The organism is Streptomyces sp. NPDC002698, from assembly GCF_042888945.1.
Lineage (GTDB): Bacteria > Actinomycetota > Actinomycetes > Streptomycetales > Streptomycetaceae > Streptomyces.
The window spans coordinates 1-20192 of the sequence record NZ_JBIAQM010000063.1; the positions used below are offsets into that span (position 1 = coordinate 1).

The following is a 20192-nucleotide window of genomic DNA, read 5'->3' on the forward strand; positions in this document are numbered from 1 at the left end:
AACGCGTCGGGCAGCGTGGTCGCCGCGACCGGGCGGGCGGTGTCGTTGACCCGCCGCACCAGCCGGTCGCGTTCGTCCTCGCCCAGCACGTCGATGGAGCCGATCGGGGCCGTGGGGGCTGCGGCCACCTGTTCCAGGACGCGTACGAACCGGGCGGCGAGGGCCTCGGCGGTGTCGCGGTCGAAGAGCTGGGTGGCGTACATGAGGTCGCCGCGCAGGGCGCCGGTGGTGTCGTAGGCCAGGCTGAAGAACAGGTCGGCCAGGGAGGTGTTGGTGAGGTACTGCTCGAACTCGACCTTGAGTCCGGGCAGTTCGAAGTCGGCCTTCTCGAAGCTCTGCCAGGCGAACATCACCTGGAACAGGGGCTGGTAGGAGGTGGAGCGCTCGGGGTTGATCAGTTCGACCAGGGTCTCGAAGGGGACGTCCTGGTGCTCGTAGGCGGCCAGCGCCTTGTCGCGGACCTGCGGGAGCAGGTCGGTGAAGGAGGGGTTGCCGGAGAGGTCGACGCGCAGCACCTGGGTGTTGACGAACAGGCCGACCAGATCGGCCAGGCCCTCGTCGGTGCGTCCGGCGATCGGGTTGCCGATGGTGACGTCCTCGCCGCCGCTGAGCTTGCCCAGCAGCACGCCGAGCGCGGCCTGGACGACCATCGACATGGTCATGCCGCGCTCGTCGGCGAGTTTCTGCAGTTTGGCCGCGGCCCGCGGCCGCACCACGAGCGGGAGCGAGTCGCCCTTGGAGTCCCGGGTGGCGGGCCGCGGGCGGTCCAGCGGCAGGCTGAGCGGCTGGGGCACTCCGGCCAGTTCCTTGCGCCAGTGGTTGGCCTGGGCCGCGGCCAGCGAGCCGGGGTCGGCGACGTCGCCGAGGAGTTCGCGCTGCCACAGCGCGTAGTCCTTGTAGGTCACGGCCAGCGGCTCGTACTCGGGTGCCCGGCCGGCCAGGCGGGCGGTGTAGGCGGTGGTCAGGTCGCGGGCCAGGGGGCCGCCGGAGACGCCGTCGGAGGCGATGTGGTGGATGAGCAGGACCAGGACGTGTTCCTCGGGCGAGCAGCGGAACAGGCGCACCTGGAAGGGGATGTCGGCCATCAGGTCGAAGCGGTGCGCGATGAACGCGTCGACCGCGGCGTCCAGGCCGTCGGGGGCCACCTCGACCACCGGTACCTGCACCGGTGCCTGCGCCGCCGGCAGGATCCGCTGGTGGGGTTCGTCGTTGTCGTCCAGCACGTAGGTGGTGCGCAGCGTCTCGTGCCGGGCGACCACGTCCTGGATCGCCGCGACCAGGGCGGTCTCGTCCAGGGGTCCCTTCAGCCGGAAGGCCGGGGAGATGTTGTAGGTCTCTGCCCCGCCCTCCAGCTGGTGCGTGAGCCACATGCGGCGCTGTGCAAACGAAAGCGGAATCACGGGTTCTACTCCTCTGGGATCATCCTGCGCAGAGCGGGGCGAAGGGGTACGGCCGATTCCTCCGACCATGCGGCGAGCGCCGCGACCGTCGGCAGGTCGAAGATCTTCCGGATGGGTATCTCCATCCCGATCTCGGAGCGGGCCCGGGTGATCAGCCGGGTGGCGAGCAGGGAGTGCCCGCCGAGTTCGAAGAAGCCGTCGTCGACGCCGACCTTCTCCAGTCCGAGCACCTCGGCGAACAGCCTGGCCAGCGCCTCCTCGCGTGGGGTGGTGGGTGCCCTGAAGGGGGTGTGGGAGGTGAGGTCGGGGGCGGGCAGGGCCTTGAGGTCGAGCTTGCCGTTGGGCGACAGGGGCAGCCGCTCCAGCGCCACGTAGGCGGCGGGCACCATGTACTCGGGCAGCCGGTCGGCCAGGTGCTCCTGGATCTCGGCCGCGTCCGGCACGCTCGCGCCGTCCGCGGGGACGAGGTAGGCGGCCAGGTAGGGGGTGGTGTCGCCGGGCTGCTGGGTCACGACGGCGACCTGGGCGATGCGCGGATGGGTGGTCAGGGCGGCCTCGACCTCGGCGGGTTCCACGCGGTAGCCGCGGATCTTCACCTGGGTGTCGATGCGGCCCAGGTGCTGCAGCTCGCCGCCCGGGGTGAAGCGGGCCAGGTCGCCGGTGCGGTACATCCGCGAGCCGGCGGGCCCGTAGGGGTCGGGGACGAAGCGGTCCGCGGTCAGGCCCGCCTGGCGGTGGTAGCCGCGGCCGGCTCCGGCCAGGTACAGCTCGCCCGGGGTGCCCGCGGGCAGCAGGCCGAGGCCGGGGCTGAGGATGTAGGCCCGTACGCCGGGGAAGGGACGCCCGATGGGCACACCCTGCGTGTACGGCTCGTCGGGGTCCAGGAGGAAACCGGTGGCGTAGAACGTCTCGCTGGGGCCGTAGCTGTTGATGACGCGGGCCTTGGGCCAGCGGGTGCGCACCCGCTCCGCCAGGACCGGGGTCAAAACCTCCCCGGAGATGTTCAGTGCCGTGGGGTCGATGCGGTCGGCGAGCTGGTCGACGAGCTCGGCGAAGGCGGAGGGGACCGAGCAGACGACGTCGATGTCCCAGCTGTCGCGTTCGGCCAGTTCCAGCACGTCGCGCACGATCTCGGCGGTGCCGCCCCGGGTGAGGGCGGCGAAGGTCTCGAAGGTGGCGACGTCGAAGCCGAAGGAGGCGGCGACCAGGACGCGTCGTCCGGCCTCGGCCCCGGCCTGCGCGACCATCGTGTCCACGGCGTTGACGACGGTGGACTGGGTGACGCCCACGCCCTTGGGCACGCCGGTGGAGCCGGAGGTGTAGATGACGTAGGCGAGGCTGTCCGGACCGGCCTTCGGCCGTGCCCCGGCCCGCGGGGCGTCCACGGGCGGGGCCTTGAGGTCGATGTCGTCGAGGAGGAGGACGGGGATGTCGGTGGCGGGGACGAGGTCGCGGGTGCCGGCGTCGGTCAGGACCAGGTGGGGCCGGGCGGTGGGCAGGACGTGCGGGAGACGGGCGGCGGCGTAGGCGGGGTCGACGGGCAGGTAGGCGCCGCCCGCCTTGAGCACGCCCAGCAGGGCCACGACCATGTTCACGGTGCGCGGCAGGACCACGCCGACCACGGTCTCGGGGCCCACTCCGTGCCGGGCCAGTTCGGCCGCGAGCGCCTCGGCGCGGGCGTCCAGTTCGGCGTACGTCAGCGACTCGCCCCGGGCGGCCACGGCGACCTTGTCCGGGATCCGGGCCGTCTGCGCCTCGACCAGTTCGGTGAGCGTGACGTGGCGGGCCCGGGCGGCGTCGTCGTCGAACCGCTCCAGCATCCGCTCGCGTTCGCCGGGCTCGAGCGCGTCGATCCGCGCGACCTTCAGCGCGGGGTCGGCCGCCAGCTGCCGCAGGAAGCGCACCAGGCGGGCCACGTACGTCTGGACCGTGTCCCGGTCGAAGACGCCCGGCGCGTACTGGATGACGAGCTGCAGATGCGGGTCGGCCGCCGCCGTCAGGCACAGCGCGTAGTGGTTGCCGGCGGACGGGCGCAGGCCGGTGAAGGTGATCCCGTCCGCGGCGTCGCTGGCGTCCTCCAGGCCCTCCCGGTCGACCGGGTAGGACTCGAAGACGACCAGCGTGTCGAACAGGGACCGTACCCCGGCGGACTTCTGGATCTCGGCGAGCCCGTGGTGGTGGTGCTCGGCCAGGCCGGCCTGGCGGCGCTGGAGGCGCTCCAGGACCTCGCCGACGGTGTCGCCGGGGGTGTGGGTCACCCGTACGGGAAGGGTGTTGATGAACATGCCGACCATCGACTCCACGTCCGTCACCGCGGGCGGGCGCCCGGAGACGGTGGCGCCGAACACCACGTCCTGGCGGCCGGTGAGCTGGCCCAGCAGCAGCGCCCAGGCGCCCTGCACCAGGGTGTTGACGGTGATGCCCAGCTCGGAGGAGCGGCGTACCAGTTCGTGTGCCTCCTCGACCGGCAGCGCGACCTCGACCTGGTCGCGGACGCCGTCGTCCGCGTCGGCGGAGTCGGGGGCGAGCAGGGCCGGCTCGCCGATCCCGTCGAGTTCGGCCGCCCACGCCCGTGCCGCCTCCTCGGGGTCCTGGCGGGTGAGCCAGGACAGGAAGTCGCCGTAGTCGCGGGTGGCGGGCAGTGCGGAGGCGTCGCCGTCGGCGGCGTACAGCAGCAGCAGGTCCTGCATCAGCAGCGGTGTGGACCAGCCGTCGTAGAGGGTGTGGTGGGCGGTCAGGACGAGTTCGGGCCGGTCGGGGTCGAGGACGGCCAGGGCCAGGCGCATCAGCGGCGGGTTGTCCGCCTCGAAGTAGGTCTTCTGGTCCTGGGTGAGGAACCGCTCGAAGGTCTCGGTGCGTTGCGGCTCGTCGAGGGCGGTCAGGTCGAGGTGCCGCCAGGGCAGCGTCACCGACTCCGGGATCACCTGGACGAGGTCGCCGTCGGCCCGGTCGACGAACGCGGCGCGCAGGACGGGGTGGCGGTCCAGGAGTGCCTGCCCGGCGCGGCGCATCCGCTGCGGGTCGACCTTGCCGGACAGGTGGAACACCAGCTGGATGTGGTAGGGGTCGAACGACGCCCCGGCGAGCTTGGCCTGGAAGAGGATCCCGGACTGGGCGGGGGTCGTCGGCCAGATCTTGGCGAGCTTGCCGAAGCGGGCCTCCCAGGCGTCGATCTCCGCCTGGCCCACCGTGACCAGGGGGGCGTCGGCGGGGGTGAGGCCGCCGGCGTCGGGGGTGGTGGCGTGGCGGGCCAGCGCGGTCAGGGCCTGGGTCCACAGGGCGGCCAGTTCGGTGACGTCCTCGCGGGACAGGAGGCCGGTGGGGAAGCCGAAGTAGGCGGTCAGTTCGTCGCCGTCGCCGGTGTCGGTGGCCACCGCGTTGATCTCCAGCGCGGAGAGGACCGGCATGTCCGCGTCGGGCGCGGCGATCAGGTCGCGGTGGGTGGTGTCGGGTGCCCAGCCCAGGCCCCGCAGTTCCTCGGGGATGTCCGCGCCGGAGGCCTTGCCGAGGTAGTTGAAGCCGATCTGCGGGCGGCGCAGGCGGGCCAGCGCGGGCGCGGTCCTCGCGTTGAGGTGGCGCAGCAGGCCGTATCCCATGCCGTGGTCGGGGACGGCCCGCAGCTGTTCCTTGACGGCCTTGAGGGCCCGGCCGGCGGCGGGGCCGCCGGCGAACGCGTCGGCCAGGTCGATGCCGGTCACGTCCAGGGCGACCGGGTACATGGCGGTGAACCAGCCGACGGTGGCGGACAGGTCGGCGCCGGGGACGAGGTGGTCCTCGCGGCCGTGGCCCTCGAGCCGGACCAGGGCCGGGGCGGCGGGCACGCCGCGGGTGCGGCGCCAGCGGGCCAGGGCCAGGGCCAGGCCGGTGAGCAGGCCGTCGTCGACGCCGCCGCGGAAGAGGGCGGGCACGGTGTCGAGGAGGGTGGCGGTGACATCGGCCGGCAGCTGGACGCGGACGGTGTCGACGGTGGAGGTGACATCGCGTGCGGGGTCCAGCGGGCGGGTGCCCAGGACCGGTTCGTCACCGGCGAGGATGTCCTGCCACAGCGGCAGTTCGGCGATGCGCCCGGCGGTGGCGGCCTGCTCGGCGAGCGCGTGCGTCCAGCGCCGCAGTGAGGTGCCCGCGGGTGCCGGCAGGGGTTCGAGGCCGGTTTTGACCCGCTGCCAGGCGGCCACCAGGTCGGGCAGCAGGATCCGCCAGGACACCCCGTCGACGACCAGGTGGTGCAGCACGATCAGCAGCCGGTCGGACCCGGTGGCGCAGGTGAGCCGCACGAACTGGGCCATCACGCCGGCGTCCGGGTCCAGGCGGTCCGCGGCCGCGTCCAGCTCGGCCTGCACGGTGGCGGCGTCGTAGGGGACCTCGCGCACCAGCGCGGCGGCGTCCACGGTGCCCGCCTCCCGCATGCGCAGGCCCTTCTCGGCCCGGTCCAGGTGGGAGCGCAGCACGTCGTGCCGGTCCAGGAGGGCCTGCAGGGTCGCGGTGAGGCCGGTGCGGTCGATGTCCTCGGGCAGGGTCAGCAGCGCGGACATGCAGAACCGGCCGATGCCGCCGCCCAGGGCGAGGACGTGGGCCGCGGTCGGCGGCAGCGGGGCCCAGCCCACGCCGCCGCCCGGCAGCTCGGCCAGGGTCACCCGCTCCTCGTCGGCCCGGCCCTCGACCAGCTCGGCGAGCCGGGCGACGGTGCGGTGCTCGAAGATCTCCCGGGTGGTGACGACGACGCCGCGGGTCTTGGCGCGTGCCACGACCTGGATGGAGCGGATGCTGTCGCCGCCGCCGGTGAAGAAGTCGTCGTCGACGCCCACCCGCCCGGCGCCCAGGACGTCGGCGTAGACCTCGGCCAGCACCCGCTCGGCCTCGGTGCGTGGCGCGCGGTACTCGGTGCCGGTGAACTGCGGCTCGGGCAGGGCGGCCCGGTCCAGTTTGCCGTTGGCGGTCAGCGGCAGCCGCTCGAGGACCACCAGCTGGGCGGGGACCATGTAGTCGGGCAGCCGCTTGGCCGCGAAGCGGCGCAGATCGGCCACCGAGACACTGGCGTTGATGTCCGCGTCGCCGCCTGTGGCACCGGCGCCGGTCTGGGCCACGTAGCCGACGAGCCGTTTGGTGCCGGTGTGGTCGGCGCACACGGTGACGACGGCCTGGGCGACGGCGGGGTGCTGGGCCAGGACGGTCTCGATCTCCGTCGGCTCGACGCGGATGCCGTTGACCTTGACCTGGTCGTCGGCGCGTCCGGCGTACCTGAGCCGGCCCTCGGCGTCCCACCGGGCCAGGTCGCCGGTGCGGTACATGCGCGTGCCGGGCGGTCCGAAGGGGCAGGCCACGAAGCGTTCCGCGGTGGCGGCGCCGTTGCGGTGGTAGCCGCGGGCGACCGGGCCCGCCACGTACAGCTCGCCGATCACGCCCTGCGGGGCCGGGGCGAGTCCGGGTCCCAGGACGTGGGCGCGCATGTTGGCCAGCGGGGTTCCGACCGGTATCGCGCCGGTGTCGCTCCCCTGCCGCGGGACGGTGTGGGTGGCGGCGTAGAAGCTCTCGGTCTGGCCGTAGGCGTTGACGACGCGGGTGCCGGGCAGGGCTTGCCGCACTCTGTGGACCATGTCCGCGGCCAGCGCCTCGCCGGCGAAGATGACGGTTTCGACGTCGAGCCGGAGGCCGGGGGTGTCGTCGGTGGCGAGCTGGTCGAGCAGTGCGGCGAAGACGGTCGGTACGGCGCTGATGGTGGTGCCCGACCAGGTGTCGCGTTCGGCGAGTTCGAGGACGTCGCGGACGATCTCCACGCTCGCTCCGCAGGTCAGTGCGGTGAAGATCTCGAACACGGAGACGTCGAAGTTCACCGAGGTCGCGGCGAGCATCCGTGAGCCGGCCCCGACGTGGGTGCGCCGGGCCAGGTCCCGTACGCCGTTGACCACGGCGGCGTGGGTGACGGCGACGCCCTTGGGGGTGCCGGTCGAGCCGGAGGTGAACATCACGTAGGCGAGGTGGTCCGGGCCGGTGCCGGCGTCGGGTGCCTGGACGGCGGGCCCGTCCAGGCTCAGGTCGTCGAGGTGCAGGACGCGCTGCGCTGTGTCGGCGATGATGGGCGCCGTCGCGTGGTCGCTCAGCACCAGGGCCGGATCGGCGGTGGTGAGCAGCAGGTCGACGCGCGCGGCCGGGTAGTTCGGGTCGACGGGCAGGTAGGCGCCGCCGGCCTTGAGGACGGCGAGGAGCGCGACGGCCAGGTCCGCGGAGCGGGGCAGTGCCACGGCGACCAGGACGTCCGGCCCGACGCCGTGCTCGCGCAGCACGGCGGCCAGCCGGCCGGCGCGGGTCTCCAGTTCGCGGTACGACAGTTCCGCCGGCCCGCAGACCACCGCGGTCGCGTCCGGGGTCCGTGCCGCCTGGGCGGCGACCAGGTCGGCCACCGTCGTGTCCGGCACGGGGGCCGTGGTGTCGTTCAGCCGGGTCAGCCGGTCCTGTTCGTCCGTGGTGAGGATCTCCACCCGGCCCAGGCGTGTGCCGGGGTCGGCGACGACCTGGCGCAGCACGCGGACGTAGCGGTCGACCAGGCTCCGGGCGGTGGCGTGGTCGAACAGTTCCGTCGCGTACTCCAGGCGTCCGTAGGCGCGGCCCGAGGGGTCGGGGACGATGTTGAAGAACAGGTCGAACTTGGCGGTGTCGGTGCCCAGCGGGACGGGGGTGACCTTGAGGCCGGGTATCTCGAGGGGGGACCAGGCGAACTGCCAGGCCAGCATCACCTGGAACAGCGGCTGGTAGGCGGTGGTGCGGTCGGGGTTGAGGAGTTCCACCAGGTGCTCGAAGGGGACGTCCTGGTTGTCGTAGGCGCCGAGCGCCCGGTCGCGGACCTGGTCCAGCAGATCGCCGAACGTCGGGTTGCGGGAGAGGTCGACGCGCAGCACCCAGGTGTTGGCGAAGAACCCGATCAGGTCTTCCAGCTGCTCGTCGGGGCGTCCCTCGATGGGGCTGCCGATGGTGAGGTCGTTGCCGGCGCCGAGGTGGTGCAGCAGCACCGCGAGCGCGGCCTGGGCGACCATCGGCGCGGTGGCGCCGTGCTCGGCGGCCAGGCGGCCGATCCCGGTGACCACGTCGGGTTCGAGTTCGAGGTCGACATGGCCGCCGCGGTGGCCGGCCGAGGTGGGCCGCGGGCGGTCCAGCGGCAGCTGCACCGGCTGCGGCACTCCGGACAGCTCGCGCCGCCAGTAGTCGAGTTGTTCGAAGGCGACGCTGTCGGGGTCGTCCTCGTCGCCCAGCATCTGGCGCTGCCACACGGTGTAGTCCTTGTACTGCACCGTGAGCGGCTGCCAGTCGGGGGCCTGGCCGCGCCCGCGGGCGGCGTACGCGGCCAGCAGGTCGCGCAGGAACGGGGCCATCGACGCGCCGTCCGCGGCGACGTGGTGGAAGACGAACACCAGCACGTGCTCGTGCGCGGAGAGGCGCAGGACGCGGGTGCGCAGCGGCAGGTCCGTGTCCAGTTCGAAGCCTTCGCCCACGAAGCGGCGCATCGCGTCGTCCACCGCGTCCGCGGTCACGTCGACCACCCGGAAGGCGAGGTCGGCCTCCTCGACCGGCAGGATCCGCTGCTCCGGGATACCGTCCTCGTTCTCGACGAGCAGGGTGCGCAGGCTCTCGTGCCGGGTGGCGACGTCGGTCACCGCCGCGGCCAGGGCCTTGGTGTCCAGCGGCCCGTCCAGGCGCAGCACGAACGGGATGTTGTACGTCGCGGACGGCCCCTGCAGGCGGTGGAGGAACCACAGCCGGCGCTGGGCGAAGGACAACGGGATCATCGTGCTACTCCTCAACGTTCATCTGTCGCAGCTGGAGGCGGTTCGACTTGGCCGACTTCTCGATCCGGGTCGCCAGTTCGGCCACGGTCGGGCTGCGGAACACGGTCGTGACCTTCACGTCGACGCCGAGCTCGCTGCGGATGCGGCCGACCAGCCGGGTGGCCAGCAGCGAATGCCCGCCGTTGTCGAAGAAGTCGACGTCGATGCCGACCTCGTCCGCTCCGAGGAGTTCGGCGAACAGCCGGCACAGGACTTCCTCGTTGTGGTTGCGCGGCCCTCGTCCGGTGGCGGTCTCGGCGCGGTCGGGTGCGGGCAGGGCGCCCCGGTCGAGTTTCCCGCTGGGTGTCTTGGGCAGTTCGGCGAGCGGCACGAGCGCGGTGGGGACCATGTACTCCGGCAGCCGTTCGCGGGCCAGGCCGGTCAGGGCGGCGAGGTCCAGGCCGGCCGGGTCCGTGGTGGCGGCCGGCACGAGGTAGGCGACCAGGCGCTGGTCGCCGGGGCGGTCCTCGCGCACCAGGGCCACCGCGCTGTCGACGTCCGGGTGCGCGGCGAGGGCCTGTTCGATCTCGCCGAGCTCGATGCGGAAGCCGCGGATCTTGACCTGGAAGTCGGAGCGGCCGATGTACTCCACCTGGCCGTCCCCGCTCCAGCGCACGACGTCCCCGGTGCGGTACATGCGGCTGCCGGGCGTACCGAACGGGCAGGCCACGAAGCGGCCCGCGGTCAGTCCCATCTGCCCGAGGTAGCCCCGGGCGAGCTGGTCGCCGGCGAGGTACAGCTCTCCGGTGACTCCGGCCGGGACCGGGCGCAGCGCCGCGTCCAGGACGTACACCTGGGTGTTCCACACCGGTGTGCCGATCGGCAGCCGGTCCGCGCCGGGCACGTACTGGTGGGCGGTGACCTCGACGGCCGCCTCGGTGGGTCCGTAGAGGTTGTTGGCGGTGCAGTGGGGCAGCAGCCGGGTGAACCGGTCGGCCAGCGCGGGCAGGAACGCCTCGCCGGCGACCTCGATCCAGCGCAGGCTGGTGCAGTGCCTCGCCGAGGGTTCGGCGACGAACGCCTCCAGCAGGGAGGGCACGAAGTCCGCGCCGGTGACCTGTTCGCGCCGTATCAGCTCCGCCAGGTAGGCGGGGTCGCGGCGGCCGTCGGGGCGGGCGATGACGACCGCGGCACCGGCCTGCAGGGGCGCGAACAGTTCCGGCACCGACACGTCGAAGCTCGCCGTGGTGCTCAGCAGCACCCGGTCCTCGGCCCCGACGTCGAAGTGGGCCAGGCCCCACCGGAGCCGGTTCATGATCGCCCGGTGTGCCACCGGCACGCCCTTGGGGCCGCCGGTGGAGCCGGAGGTGAAGATGGCGTAGGCGGCGTTGTCCGGCGACAGGGTGCGCTCGGGGTCGCTCCGCGGGTGGCCGGAGACGTCCGGGAGGCTCTGGTCGAGCACCAGCAGCGGCCGTGCGCTGTCCAGGACGTGCCGTACCCGGTCCTCGGGCAGTTCGGTGTCGATGGGCACGTAGGCGGCGCCGGCCTTGACCACGGCGTAGATCGCCACCATCAGGTCCACCGAGCGGGGGATCTTCACCGCGACCAGTTTTTCGGGGCCCGCGCCCTGCTCGATGAGCCAGTGCGCGAGCTGGTTGGCGCGCTTGTTGAACTCGGCGTAGGTCAGCCGCTCGTGCTCGCCGATGACCGCGAGGCGGTCGGGGGTGCGGGCGGCCTGGGCCTCGAACGCGCCGGGCAGGGTGTCGGGGGTGAGCGGGTGCGCGGTGTCGTTGATCTGCCGCACCAGCCGGTCGCGTTCCTCCTCCCCCAGGACCTCCACGGCGGCGACCGGCACCGTGGGGTCCTTGAGGACCTGCTCCAGCACGCGGACGAGCCGGGCGGCGATGGTCTCGGCCGCCTGGTGGTCGTAGAGGTTCTTCTGGTAGTCGAGGGACAGGCGCAGGTAGGGGTCGGAGGAGTTGAGGGTGAGGGGGTAGTGGGAGCCCGCGAACGGGCGGATGGCGTCGATCGTGAAGCCCGCGGAGGCGTTGGCGTCGACGATGCCCTCGCGGTCGACCGGGTAGTTCTCGAACACCACGATCGTGTCGAACAGGGAGGGCAGGCCGGTGCCGCGCTGGATGTCGGCCAGGCCGTAGTAGTGGTGGTCGAGCAGGGCGACCTGCCGGTTCTGCAGGTCGGTGATGACCTCGCCCAGGCTGGCTTCGGGCCGGCACAGGGCCCTGGTCGGCAGGGAGTTGATGAACAGGCCGACCATCTCGTCGCTGCCGGTCAGGTCGGCCGGGCGGCCGTTGACGGCGGCGCCGAAGACCACGTCGTGCTGCCCGGTCAGCTTGGAGACCAGCACCGCCCAGGCGCCCTGGAGCAGGGTGTTGAGCGTGACGCCGAGCTGTGCGGCGCGCCGGGCCAGTTCGCGGCCCTTGTCGATGGACAGCGGCACCTCGACCCGTCCCAGGGAGTGCGCCTCCTGCTGGGAGGTGAGGCCCGCGGCCACCAGGGTCGGCTCGTCGAATCCGTCGAGCTCGGCCTTCCACCGGGCGGCGGAGGCCTCCTTGTCCTGCCGGGTCAGCCAGGCCAGGTAGTCGCCGTAGGAGCGGACCGGGGCGAGGCCGCCGGTGCCGGCGTACAGCCTCACCAGGTCCGTGATCACCAGCGGTGAGGACCAGCCGTCGAACAGGGTGTGGTGCGCGGTGAGGACGAGCTTGGCCTGCCGGGGCCCGCAGGTGAGCAGGGCCAGGCGCAGCAGCGGCGGCCGGGTGGGGTCGAGCTGGTCGGCGCGGTCGGCGGCCAGTGCCGCGTCCAGGGCCGCGTTCTGCTCGGTCTCGCTGTATCCGGTCAGGTCCAGGTGCTGCCAGGGCAGGTCGACGTGCTCGGCCACGACCTGCACCGGCTCGCCGGCGGCGGTGGTCAGGAACGCGGAGCGCAGGTTCGGGTACCGCTCGAGCAGTGCCTGTCCGGCGGCCCGCATGCGGTCGGGGTCGACGTGTCCGGACAGGTGCAGCACGAACTGCATGTGGTAGACGTCGAAGGCGCCGTCGGCGAGCGCGGCCTGGAACTGGATGCCGGACTGTCCCGGGGCCTGCGGCCACACCTGGGCGAGCCGGCCGTAGCGCTCCTCCCACGTCTCGATGTCTGCCTGGCCGACGGTGACCAGCGGGGCGTCGGAGGGGGTGAGCCCGCCGATGTCCTCGGTGGCGGCGTACGCGGCCATGCCGTGCAGCACCTTCACCCACAGCTCGGCCAGTTCCGAGGTCCGCTCGCGGGAGAGCACTCCGGTGGGGAACATGAAGGCGGCCTGCAGGCGGGTGCCCTCGGCGGTGTCCGTGGCGACGGAGTTGACCTCCAGGGCGGACAGGGCGGGCAGGTCCGGGTCGGGCTGCGCGATCAGTTCGGCGGACCAGGACGCCGGTCCCCATCCGCCGGTGCGCAGGTGCTCGGGCACGTCGGTGTCGGAGATCCGGCCGAGGTAGTTGAACCCGATCTGCGGCACCGGGAGGCCGTCGAGCTGTTCGGCGGTCTCGGGGTTCAGATGGCGCAGCAGTCCGTAGCCCAGGCCCTTGCCGGGGACCTCGCGCAGCTGCTCCTTGACCCGTTTGATCGCCTTCGCGGCGGCGGGGCCGCCGGCCAGCACGTCGGCCAGGTCCACCGCCGTCACGTCGACGCGGGCCGGGTACATGGTGGTGAACCAGCCGACGGTGCGGGAGAGGTCGGCGCCGGGGACGGCGTCCTCCTCGCGGCCGTGTCCTTCGAGGCGGACCAGGGTCGGGCCGTCCGTGGCGCGCCAGTGGTCGACGGCCAGGGCGAGGGCGGCGAGCAGTACGTCGGTGCCGGTGCTCTTGAACGCGGCGGGGAGCTTGGTCAGCACGGTGTCGGTGACGTCGGCGGGCAGTTGCACCCGTACGGTCTCGACGGTGGACCACACGTCGAGTGCCGGGTCGAACGCCCGGGTGCCCAGCGGGGGGTTGGGTGATTCGAGGAGGTCGCGCCAGTACGGCAGTTCCGCTTCCCGCTGCTCGCAGAGCGCCTCGTCGGCCAGGGCGGCCGCCCAGCGGCGGGCGGAGGTGCCGACCGGGGGCAGTTCGGGCGCGGTGCCGGTGCGGACCTGCCGCCACGCCTCGGCGAGGTCCGCCATGAGGATGCGCCAGGAGACGCCGTCCACCACCAGGTGGTGCAGGACCACGAGCAGCCTGCCCTCACCCGATGCGGCGGCGAACCAGACGAAGTCGGCCATGGTTCCGGCCTGCGGGTCCAGGCGGCCGACCGCGTCGTGCAGTTCCGTCTTCGCCGCCGCCAGCGCGGACGGCTCCTCCCAGCGGCCGTCGCAGTCGACCCGGCGGATGAGGTCCGCCGCCCGCACGGTGCCCGCCGGGCGGGCGACGAGGGTGGGCTCGTCGCCGGGCACCAGGTGCGCGCGCAGCAGGTCGTGCCGGTCGAGGACGGCGTCCAGGGTCGCGGCGAGAGCGTCCGCGTCGATGCCCGTGGGCAGTTCGAGGACCATCGACATGGCGAACCGGTTCGTCCCGCCGCCGTGCTCGAACACGTGCCGGGCCACCGGCTGCAGCGGCATCGGCCCGACGCCGCCGCTCTCGTCCTCCTCCAGGACGGGTGTCCGTCCCTGGCGGGCGGAGGCGACCTCGGCGAGGCGGGCCGCGGTGCGGCACTCGAAGATCTCCCGGGTGGACAGTTCCAGGCCGCGGGCCCTGGCCCTGGCCACCACCTGGATGGAGCGGAGGCTGTCGCCGCCGACCGCGAAGAAGTCGTCGTCGGCGCCGACGCGTTCCACCCCCAGGACGTCCGCGTAGGCGGCGGTGATGATCGTCTCGGCCTCGGTGCGGGGCTCGCGGTAGACCTCGCCGAGGAACTCCGGTTCGGGCAGGGCCGCGCGGTCCAGTTTGCCGGTGGGGCCCAGGGGGAGGCGGCCCAGGGCCACGAAGGCGGCCGGGACCATGTAGTCGGGCAGCCGTGCGGCGACGAACTTGCGCAGCTCGGCGGAGGAGGCTCCGGCGAGGACGTCCACGTCGCCGATGCCGCCGGCGCCGTCGTCGCCGACGGCTCCCTCACCGGTGTGCACCACGTAGGCGACGAGCCGTTTGCCGCCCGCGGGCACCTCACGGCTGATGACCACCGCCTCGCTGATGCCGGGGTGCTGGGTGATCGCCGCCTCGACCTCGGCGGTCTCGATGCGGAAGCCGCGCACCTTGACCTGGCCGTCGCCGCGGCCCACGCACTCCAGCTGTCCCTGCGCGTTGCGGCGGGCCAGGTCGCCGGTGCGGTACATCCGCTCGCCGGCCGGGCCGTAGGGGTTGGCCACGTAGCGGTCGGCGGTCAGGGCGGTGCGGCCGTGGTAGCCGCGGCCCAGGCAGGTGCCGGCGACGTACAGCTCGCCGATGACGCCCTGGGGCACCGGGGCGAGGCCCGGGCCGAGGACGTAGGCGCGCATGTTGCCCAGCGGGGTGCCGATGGGGGCGACGTCGCCGTCGGCCCACTCCTTGGACGGTGCGAGGGAGAAGGCGGTGGCGTAGAAGCTCTCGCTCTGGCCGTAGGAGTTGATGATGCGGGCGTCGGGCAGGGCCTCGCGCAGCTGGCGCACCAGCCGGCCCGGGAGCACGTCGCCGGCGAGGACGACCGTGCGGATGCCGGGCGCTTTGCCGAGGTGGGGGACGAGTTCGCCCAGTACCGAGGGGACGCCGCTGACGATGTGCCCGTCCCAGTCGTCGCGCTCGGCCAGTGCCAGCGTGTTCGCGACGATCTCGGCCGTGCCGCCGGTGGTCAGGGTGGTCAGCAGCTCGAAGACGGAGACGTCGAAGTTGACGGAGGTGCCGGCCAGCATCCGCCACCCGGGCGGGGTGTCGAGGACGTCCACCAGTTCCCGTACGCCGTCGGCGACGCCCCGGTGGGTGATGGCCGCGCCCTTCGGCTTGCCGGTGGAGCCGGAGGTGTACATCACGTACGCCAGGTTGTCCGGGCCGAGCGGCGCGCGGCGGGCCGTGTCGTCGGGGGCGCCCGTGGCGGGCTCCCAGTCGGCGTGCCGGTCGAGGAGGACGACGGTGTCGATGGTGTCGGCGGGGATCTCCTGCCAGGTCGCGGTGTCGGTGACCGCGAAGCGCGGGGCCGCCTCGGACAGCACGCTGTGTGCCCGTCCCCGGGCGTACTGGGGGTCCAGCGGCACGTAGCCCGCACCGGACTTGAGGATGCCGAGCAGGCCGATCACCAGGTCCTCGGTGCGCGGCAGCGCGAGGACCACCAGGTCCTCGGGGCCGGCGCCGCGCCGGATGAGTTCCCAGGCGAGCGCGTTCGCCCGCTCGTCCAGTTCCCGGTAGGTCAGGGTCCGGCCGTCGCAGGCGAGCGCGGGGGCGTCGGGGGTGCGGGCGGCCTGGCTCTCGAACAGCTGCGGGATCGTCGCCGCGGGCGCCGCCGCGGCCGTGTCGTCGGTGCGGGCGAGCAGGTGTTCGCGCTCGGTGGCGTCGAGGACGTCGACGGTGGCGACGGCGCGCTCGGGGTCGGCCACGAGCCGGCCCAGCACGCGGACGAACCGCTGGGCGATGGCGTCGGCGGTGTCCTGGTCGAAGAGGCCGGTGGCGTACTCCAGCCGGCACCGGGCGCCGCCGGAGCTGTCCGGGAGGAGGTCGAAGAACAGGTCGAACTTGGCGGTGGCGGTCTCCAGCCGTTCGACCTGGACGCCGAGGCCGGGCAGTTCCAGCGGCGGCACGGGCGGCTGCCAGGAGAGCATGACCTGGAAGAAGGGGTTGTAGGCGGTGGAGCGGTCGGGGTTGAGGAGCTCCACCAGCCGCTCGAAGGGCATGTCCTGGTTGTCGTAGGCGGCCAGCGAGCGGTCGCGGACCTGGTCGAGCAGGGTGCGGAAGGTCGGGTTGCCGGAGAGGTCGACGCGCAGCACCCAGGTGTTGACGAAGAAGCCGACGAGGTCGCGCAGTTCCTCGTCGGTGCGGTCCGTGATCGGGGCGCCGATGGACAGGTCGTCGCCGCATCCGAGGTGGTGCAGCAGGACCGCCAGCGCCGAGTGCATGACCATCGACACCGTGGTGTCCGCCCCGGTGGCCAGCTTCTCCACGGCACCCAGCAGGTCGGGGTCGATGGTGAACGGGATCCGGTCGCCGTCGGGGCTCATCACCCGCGGGCGCGGGCGGTCCGTCGGCAGGGCCAGCGGCTGCGGGAGGTCGGCCAGCGCCTTGCCCCAGTAGGCCAGTTGGCGGGCGGAGACGCTGTCCGGGTCGGACTCGTCGCCGAGCACGTCGCGCTGCCACAGCGTGTAGTCCGCGTACTGCACCGGAAGCGGTTCCCACTCGGGTGCCCCGCCCTCGGCGCGGAGCGCGTAGGCGGTGGTCAGATCGCGGAACAGCGGCCCGAAGGACTCCCCGTCCACGGCGATGTGGTGCGCGACGATGACCAGGGTGTGCTCGTCGGGTGCGCACCGCAGCAGCCGGGCGCGGATCGGGGTGTCGACGGCCAGGTCGAAGGTGGCGGTGGCCGCCTCCTCGACGGCCGCCGCCCGGTCCTGCTCGGTGACGTCGAGGACCCTCAGGTCGAAGGGCCTCTCCCCCGACGCCAGCACCTGCTGGTGCGGGACGCCGTCGTCGCCCTCGACGATCACGGTGCGCAGGACCTCGTGCCGGTCGACGACGTCACCGAGCGCCGCCCGCAGCGCGCCGACGTCCAGCGCACCGGTCAGCCGCAGGGCGAAAGCGCCGTTGTAGGTCGGCGAGGGGCCTTCGAACCGGTCCACGAACCACAGCCGGCGCTGCGCGAACGACAACGGGATCATTGTGTTTCTCCAAATCGGCAGAACCAGGAGGGAGCAGGCCGTCACTCAGCTCAGGTCGAGCAGGTCCAGAAGTTCGTCGTTGTAGAAGTCGTCGATGGAGCACGCTCCCGACAGGGTCGAGAAGTAGCGGTCGATGTGCTCCTGGTGGCCGACCAGTTGCTGCAGCATCTCCACGCGGCTCTCGGGCTTGAGCTCGGCCACGTTCAGGGCGCCCTGGTAGTGGCTGAGGGCCTCGCCGCTCAGGTCGTTCTCGTAGCGCTTGAGCGCGGTGCGCAGCGCGGCGTCGTCGTGCAGCTGCGTGCCGACGTGGTCGATGAGGGACTGGGCCTGGGCGAAGGCCTCGGTGATGCCGCGGGCGGTGATGGAGTCCTTGTGGTTGACCGCGTCGCCGACCAGCACCCAGCCGGGGCCGTAGGCCTTGCGGAAGTAGTTCTCCTGGTGGCCCGTGCCGTAGATCTGCTCCACCCGCCGGCCCGCCCGCATCCGCTCGTACAGCTCGGGCGCGGTCGTGCGGAAGGAGTCGAGGTAGAAGGGCTCCACTCCCTTGCGGACCTCGTTGTAGAGGTCCTGCGGGAAGTAGGTCATGAGCAGCGTGAGGTCGTCGTTGGTGGGGATGACGCCGATCCAGCGGCCGGGCCGCTCGTACAGCTCGAAGTGCGAGGGGACGTTCTCCCAGTAGCTGTAGTAGGTGCAGCTCACCCGCGGGTGCTCGATGACGTTCTGCGCGCCCGTCTTGCGGGCCACCAGGGAGCGCATGCCGTCCGCGCCGACGACCAGGCGTGCCCGCTCGGTGGTCTCGGTGCCTTCGGGTGTCGTGTACCGCACGCCGGCGACCCGGTCGTCCTGCCACAGCAGGTCCTTGACCGCGCAGCCCTCCCGGAAGTCCACGCCGGCCTCGACGGCCCCTTCGGCGAGGAGCGGGTCCAGGACGTAGCGCCGGGGGGCGTAGGTGTAATCCAGGCCGTCGACCGGCAGGGAGAAGCCCTCGATGCGGACGCCGGGGCCCTGGTAGCTCTGGCGGGTGATGGGCCGGCAGCCCGCGTCGCGGAGCTTGCCGAGCAGTCCCCACCGGTTCAGCAGTCCCATGCCCTGCATGTGGATGTAGTGCGAGGACAGCGTGTCCTGCGGGAACCGTGCCTTCTCCAGCAGCAGGACCCGGTAGCCCTGCCGGGCGAAGAGCATGGCCGTCGGCGAACCCGCACAACGGGCACCGATGACAATCACGTCGTACATGGCGCGCCTCTCTGACCAGATAGTTTTTTGCACGCGACGCGGCCCGCGGGCCGGGAGATCCTTGTGGGGCCGGCCGGCTATCGCTGCGGCGGCAGGGATTCGATGTAGGCGGAGATCGACGCCACCGTGGGGTGGAGGAACATCTGGTCCATGGGGACCTCGGCGCCCAGTTCCTCCAGGAAGGCGCCCTGGATCCTGACCATGATCACGGACTGGCCGCCGAGGGCGAAGAAGTCGTCGTCGGCCGCTATGTCGTCGCGCTCGAGTTCCCGGCGCCAGATGGCGTGCACGCTGTCGGCAGTCATCACTGTCCTCGGTTCTTGAGGGCGTCGACCAGCGCCGCGCGGTCGACTTTCCCGTGCGGGCTCAAAGGGATCGCCGCGATGTCGATGAACCTGGCCGGGACCATGTTCCGCGGCAGCGCTTGAAGGAGGCGGGCGCGCACGGCGTCCTCGGCGAGAGCGCCCGCCTCCGGTACCACGAACGCGGTCAGCTCGGCCTCGCCGGCGTCGGTGTGGGTGACCGCCACGGCGGCCTCCCGCACCTCGGCCAGCCTGCCGAGCGCGCGTTCGATGTCGGTGGGATCGATGCGCATGCCCCGCACCTTCACCTGTGCGTCCATCCGCCCGGCGACGACGAGGTCACCGGCCTCGGTCACCCGGCCGCGGTCGCCGGTGCGGTACAGCCTGACCGGCGTGCCGTCGACCTCGACCGTCGTGAACTTGGCGTTCTCGGGGCCGGAGGCGCCCAGGTAGCCGGCGCCGACACCGGCCCCGGCGATGCAGATCTCGCCCTCCTCCCCCGCTTCGACACCGCGCAGTCGCTCGTCGAGGAGGTGGATGTCGGTGTTGTACGCCGGCCGGCCGACCGGGGCGATGTCGTGCTCGCCCGTCCGGTACCCGGCGAGGTCGAACGACGTCGCCACGTCCGTGCACTCGGCCACGCCGTACTGGTGCAGCAGGGTGCAGGTGTTGCCCTCGCGCCGCATCCAGTCGGTGAGCCGCTCGGGCTTGAGCGCCTCCCCGCCGAACAGGACGTAGTCGAGGCGGGTGAGGGCGTCGCCGCCGCGCGCTCTCTCCCAGTCGATCAGCACGTACAGGGTGCTGGAGGCGCAGTGCACCACGCGGATGTCGTGCTCGCGCAGGACGCGGTAGGCCAGCATGGCGTCGAAGTTGCGGCTGGCCAGCAGGTACTGGGTGGCGCCGCAGAACAGCGGTGTCATCAGCGCGCGCTGGGAGAGGTCGAAGCCGAACGCGCTGACGACGAGGTTGTGCGAGCCGCTGTGCAGGCCGTACTCGAGCTTCAGCCAGTTCATCAGGTTGAACCAGCCCTCGTGGCGCACCGCGGTCAGCTTCGGCGTGCCGGTGGAGCCGGAGGTGAAGACGGCGTAGCAGATGTCGTCGCCCGTGACGGGGATGCCGGGAGAGGTCGCCGGCAGGCCCGCCAGGTGCTCGCCGAGCTCGTCGAGGTCGACGACGTCGACGGCCGCCGTCTCGACCATGGCGGCCGTCGCCGGGGAGGCCACGATCAGGGCGAGGCCGGGGACCTGGCCCAGCAGCAGCTGGAGCCTGGCGGCCGGGTAGGCCGGGTCGAACGGCACGTAGGCCGCGCCCGCCTTCAGTGTGCCGAGGACGGCGACGAGCAGGTCGATGGAGTAGTCGAGGCAGACGCCGACCTTCGCGCCCCGGCCGTGTCCGCGCGCGGTGAGGAAGTGCGCGAACCGGTTCGCCCTCGCGTCCAGTTCGGCGTACGTCACCTGCCGGCCGTCCCGGACGACGGCGACGGCGTCGGGGGTGGCCTGCGCGTGCGCCTCGAACTGCTGGTGGACGACGGGCGCCGGGGGAAGGGCGACCCGTTTTCCCTGAAGGATCATCAACTGACTCCGATATGAGGGGTGTCCGGTCGGGCGAGCCGCCGGCCCACCGCGCGGTAGGGGTGTGCCGGCACCGTCGGGCGGTGCGGGGCCCTCCCGGGCGGTGCGGTGCGGCTTCGGGCGGTGCGTCG

The 20192-nt window shown here is 72.7% G+C and carries 6 protein-coding genes; all 6 read right to left on the reverse strand.

The genetic code is table 11. The annotated features are described in order from the left end of the window. The coding region (locus ACFYW9_RS39780) for a condensation domain-containing protein (RefSeq protein ID WP_389159898.1) at positions 1–1400 on the reverse strand (1400 nt) is incomplete at its 3' end. Between the two features lie 5 nt (positions 1401–1405). Continuing rightward, complete coding sequence (locus tag ACFYW9_RS39785) at positions 1406–9178, reverse strand: amino acid adenylation domain-containing protein (protein ID WP_389159899.1); 7773 nt, start codon at positions 9176–9178, stop codon at positions 1406–1408. Between the two features lie 4 nt (positions 9179–9182). Beyond that, positions 9183–16955, reverse strand: a complete 7773-nt coding sequence (locus tag ACFYW9_RS39790; RefSeq protein ID WP_389159900.1) for an amino acid adenylation domain-containing protein — start codon at positions 16953–16955, stop codon at positions 9183–9185. Between the two features lie 45 nt (positions 16956–17000). Further along, positions 17001–18188 carry an NAD(P)/FAD-dependent oxidoreductase gene (locus ACFYW9_RS39795; RefSeq protein ID WP_389159901.1) on the reverse strand — a complete coding sequence of 396 codons (1188 nt, stop codon included), beginning with the start codon at positions 18186–18188 and terminating at the stop codon, positions 17001–17003. A gap of 77 nt (positions 18189–18265) precedes the next feature. Further along, positions 18266–18493: a phosphopantetheine-binding protein gene (locus ACFYW9_RS39800; RefSeq protein ID WP_351867707.1), complete on the reverse strand. Its 228-nt coding sequence runs from the start codon at positions 18491–18493 to the stop codon at positions 18266–18268. Continuing rightward, positions 18493–20061, reverse strand: a complete 1569-nt coding sequence (locus tag ACFYW9_RS39805) for an amino acid adenylation domain-containing protein (RefSeq protein WP_389159902.1) — start codon at positions 20059–20061, stop codon at positions 18493–18495. Before ACFYW9_RS39805 ends, ACFYW9_RS39800 begins: the two co-directional genes overlap by 1 nt. Positions 20062–20192: the final 131 nt, after the last annotated feature.

Bases quoted from the DNA above. Each gene is read 5' to 3' on its own strand.
- ACFYW9_RS39785 (WP_389159899.1), bottom strand. From the start codon at position 9,178: ATGATCCCGTTGTCCTTCGCCCAGCGCCGGCTGTGGTTCCTCCACCGC.
- ACFYW9_RS39790 (WP_389159900.1), bottom strand. From the start codon at position 16,955: ATGATCCCGTTGTCGTTCGCGCAGCGCCGGCTGTGGTTCGTGGACCGG.
- ACFYW9_RS39795 (WP_389159901.1), bottom strand. From the start codon at position 18,188: ATGTACGACGTGATTGTCATCGGTGCCCGTTGTGCGGGTTCGCCGACG.
- ACFYW9_RS39800 (WP_351867707.1), bottom strand. From the start codon at position 18,493: ATGACTGCCGACAGCGTGCACGCCATCTGGCGCCGGGAACTCGAGCGC.
- ACFYW9_RS39805 (WP_389159902.1), bottom strand. From the start codon at position 20,061: ATGATCCTTCAGGGAAAACGGGTCGCCCTTCCCCCGGCGCCCGTCGTC.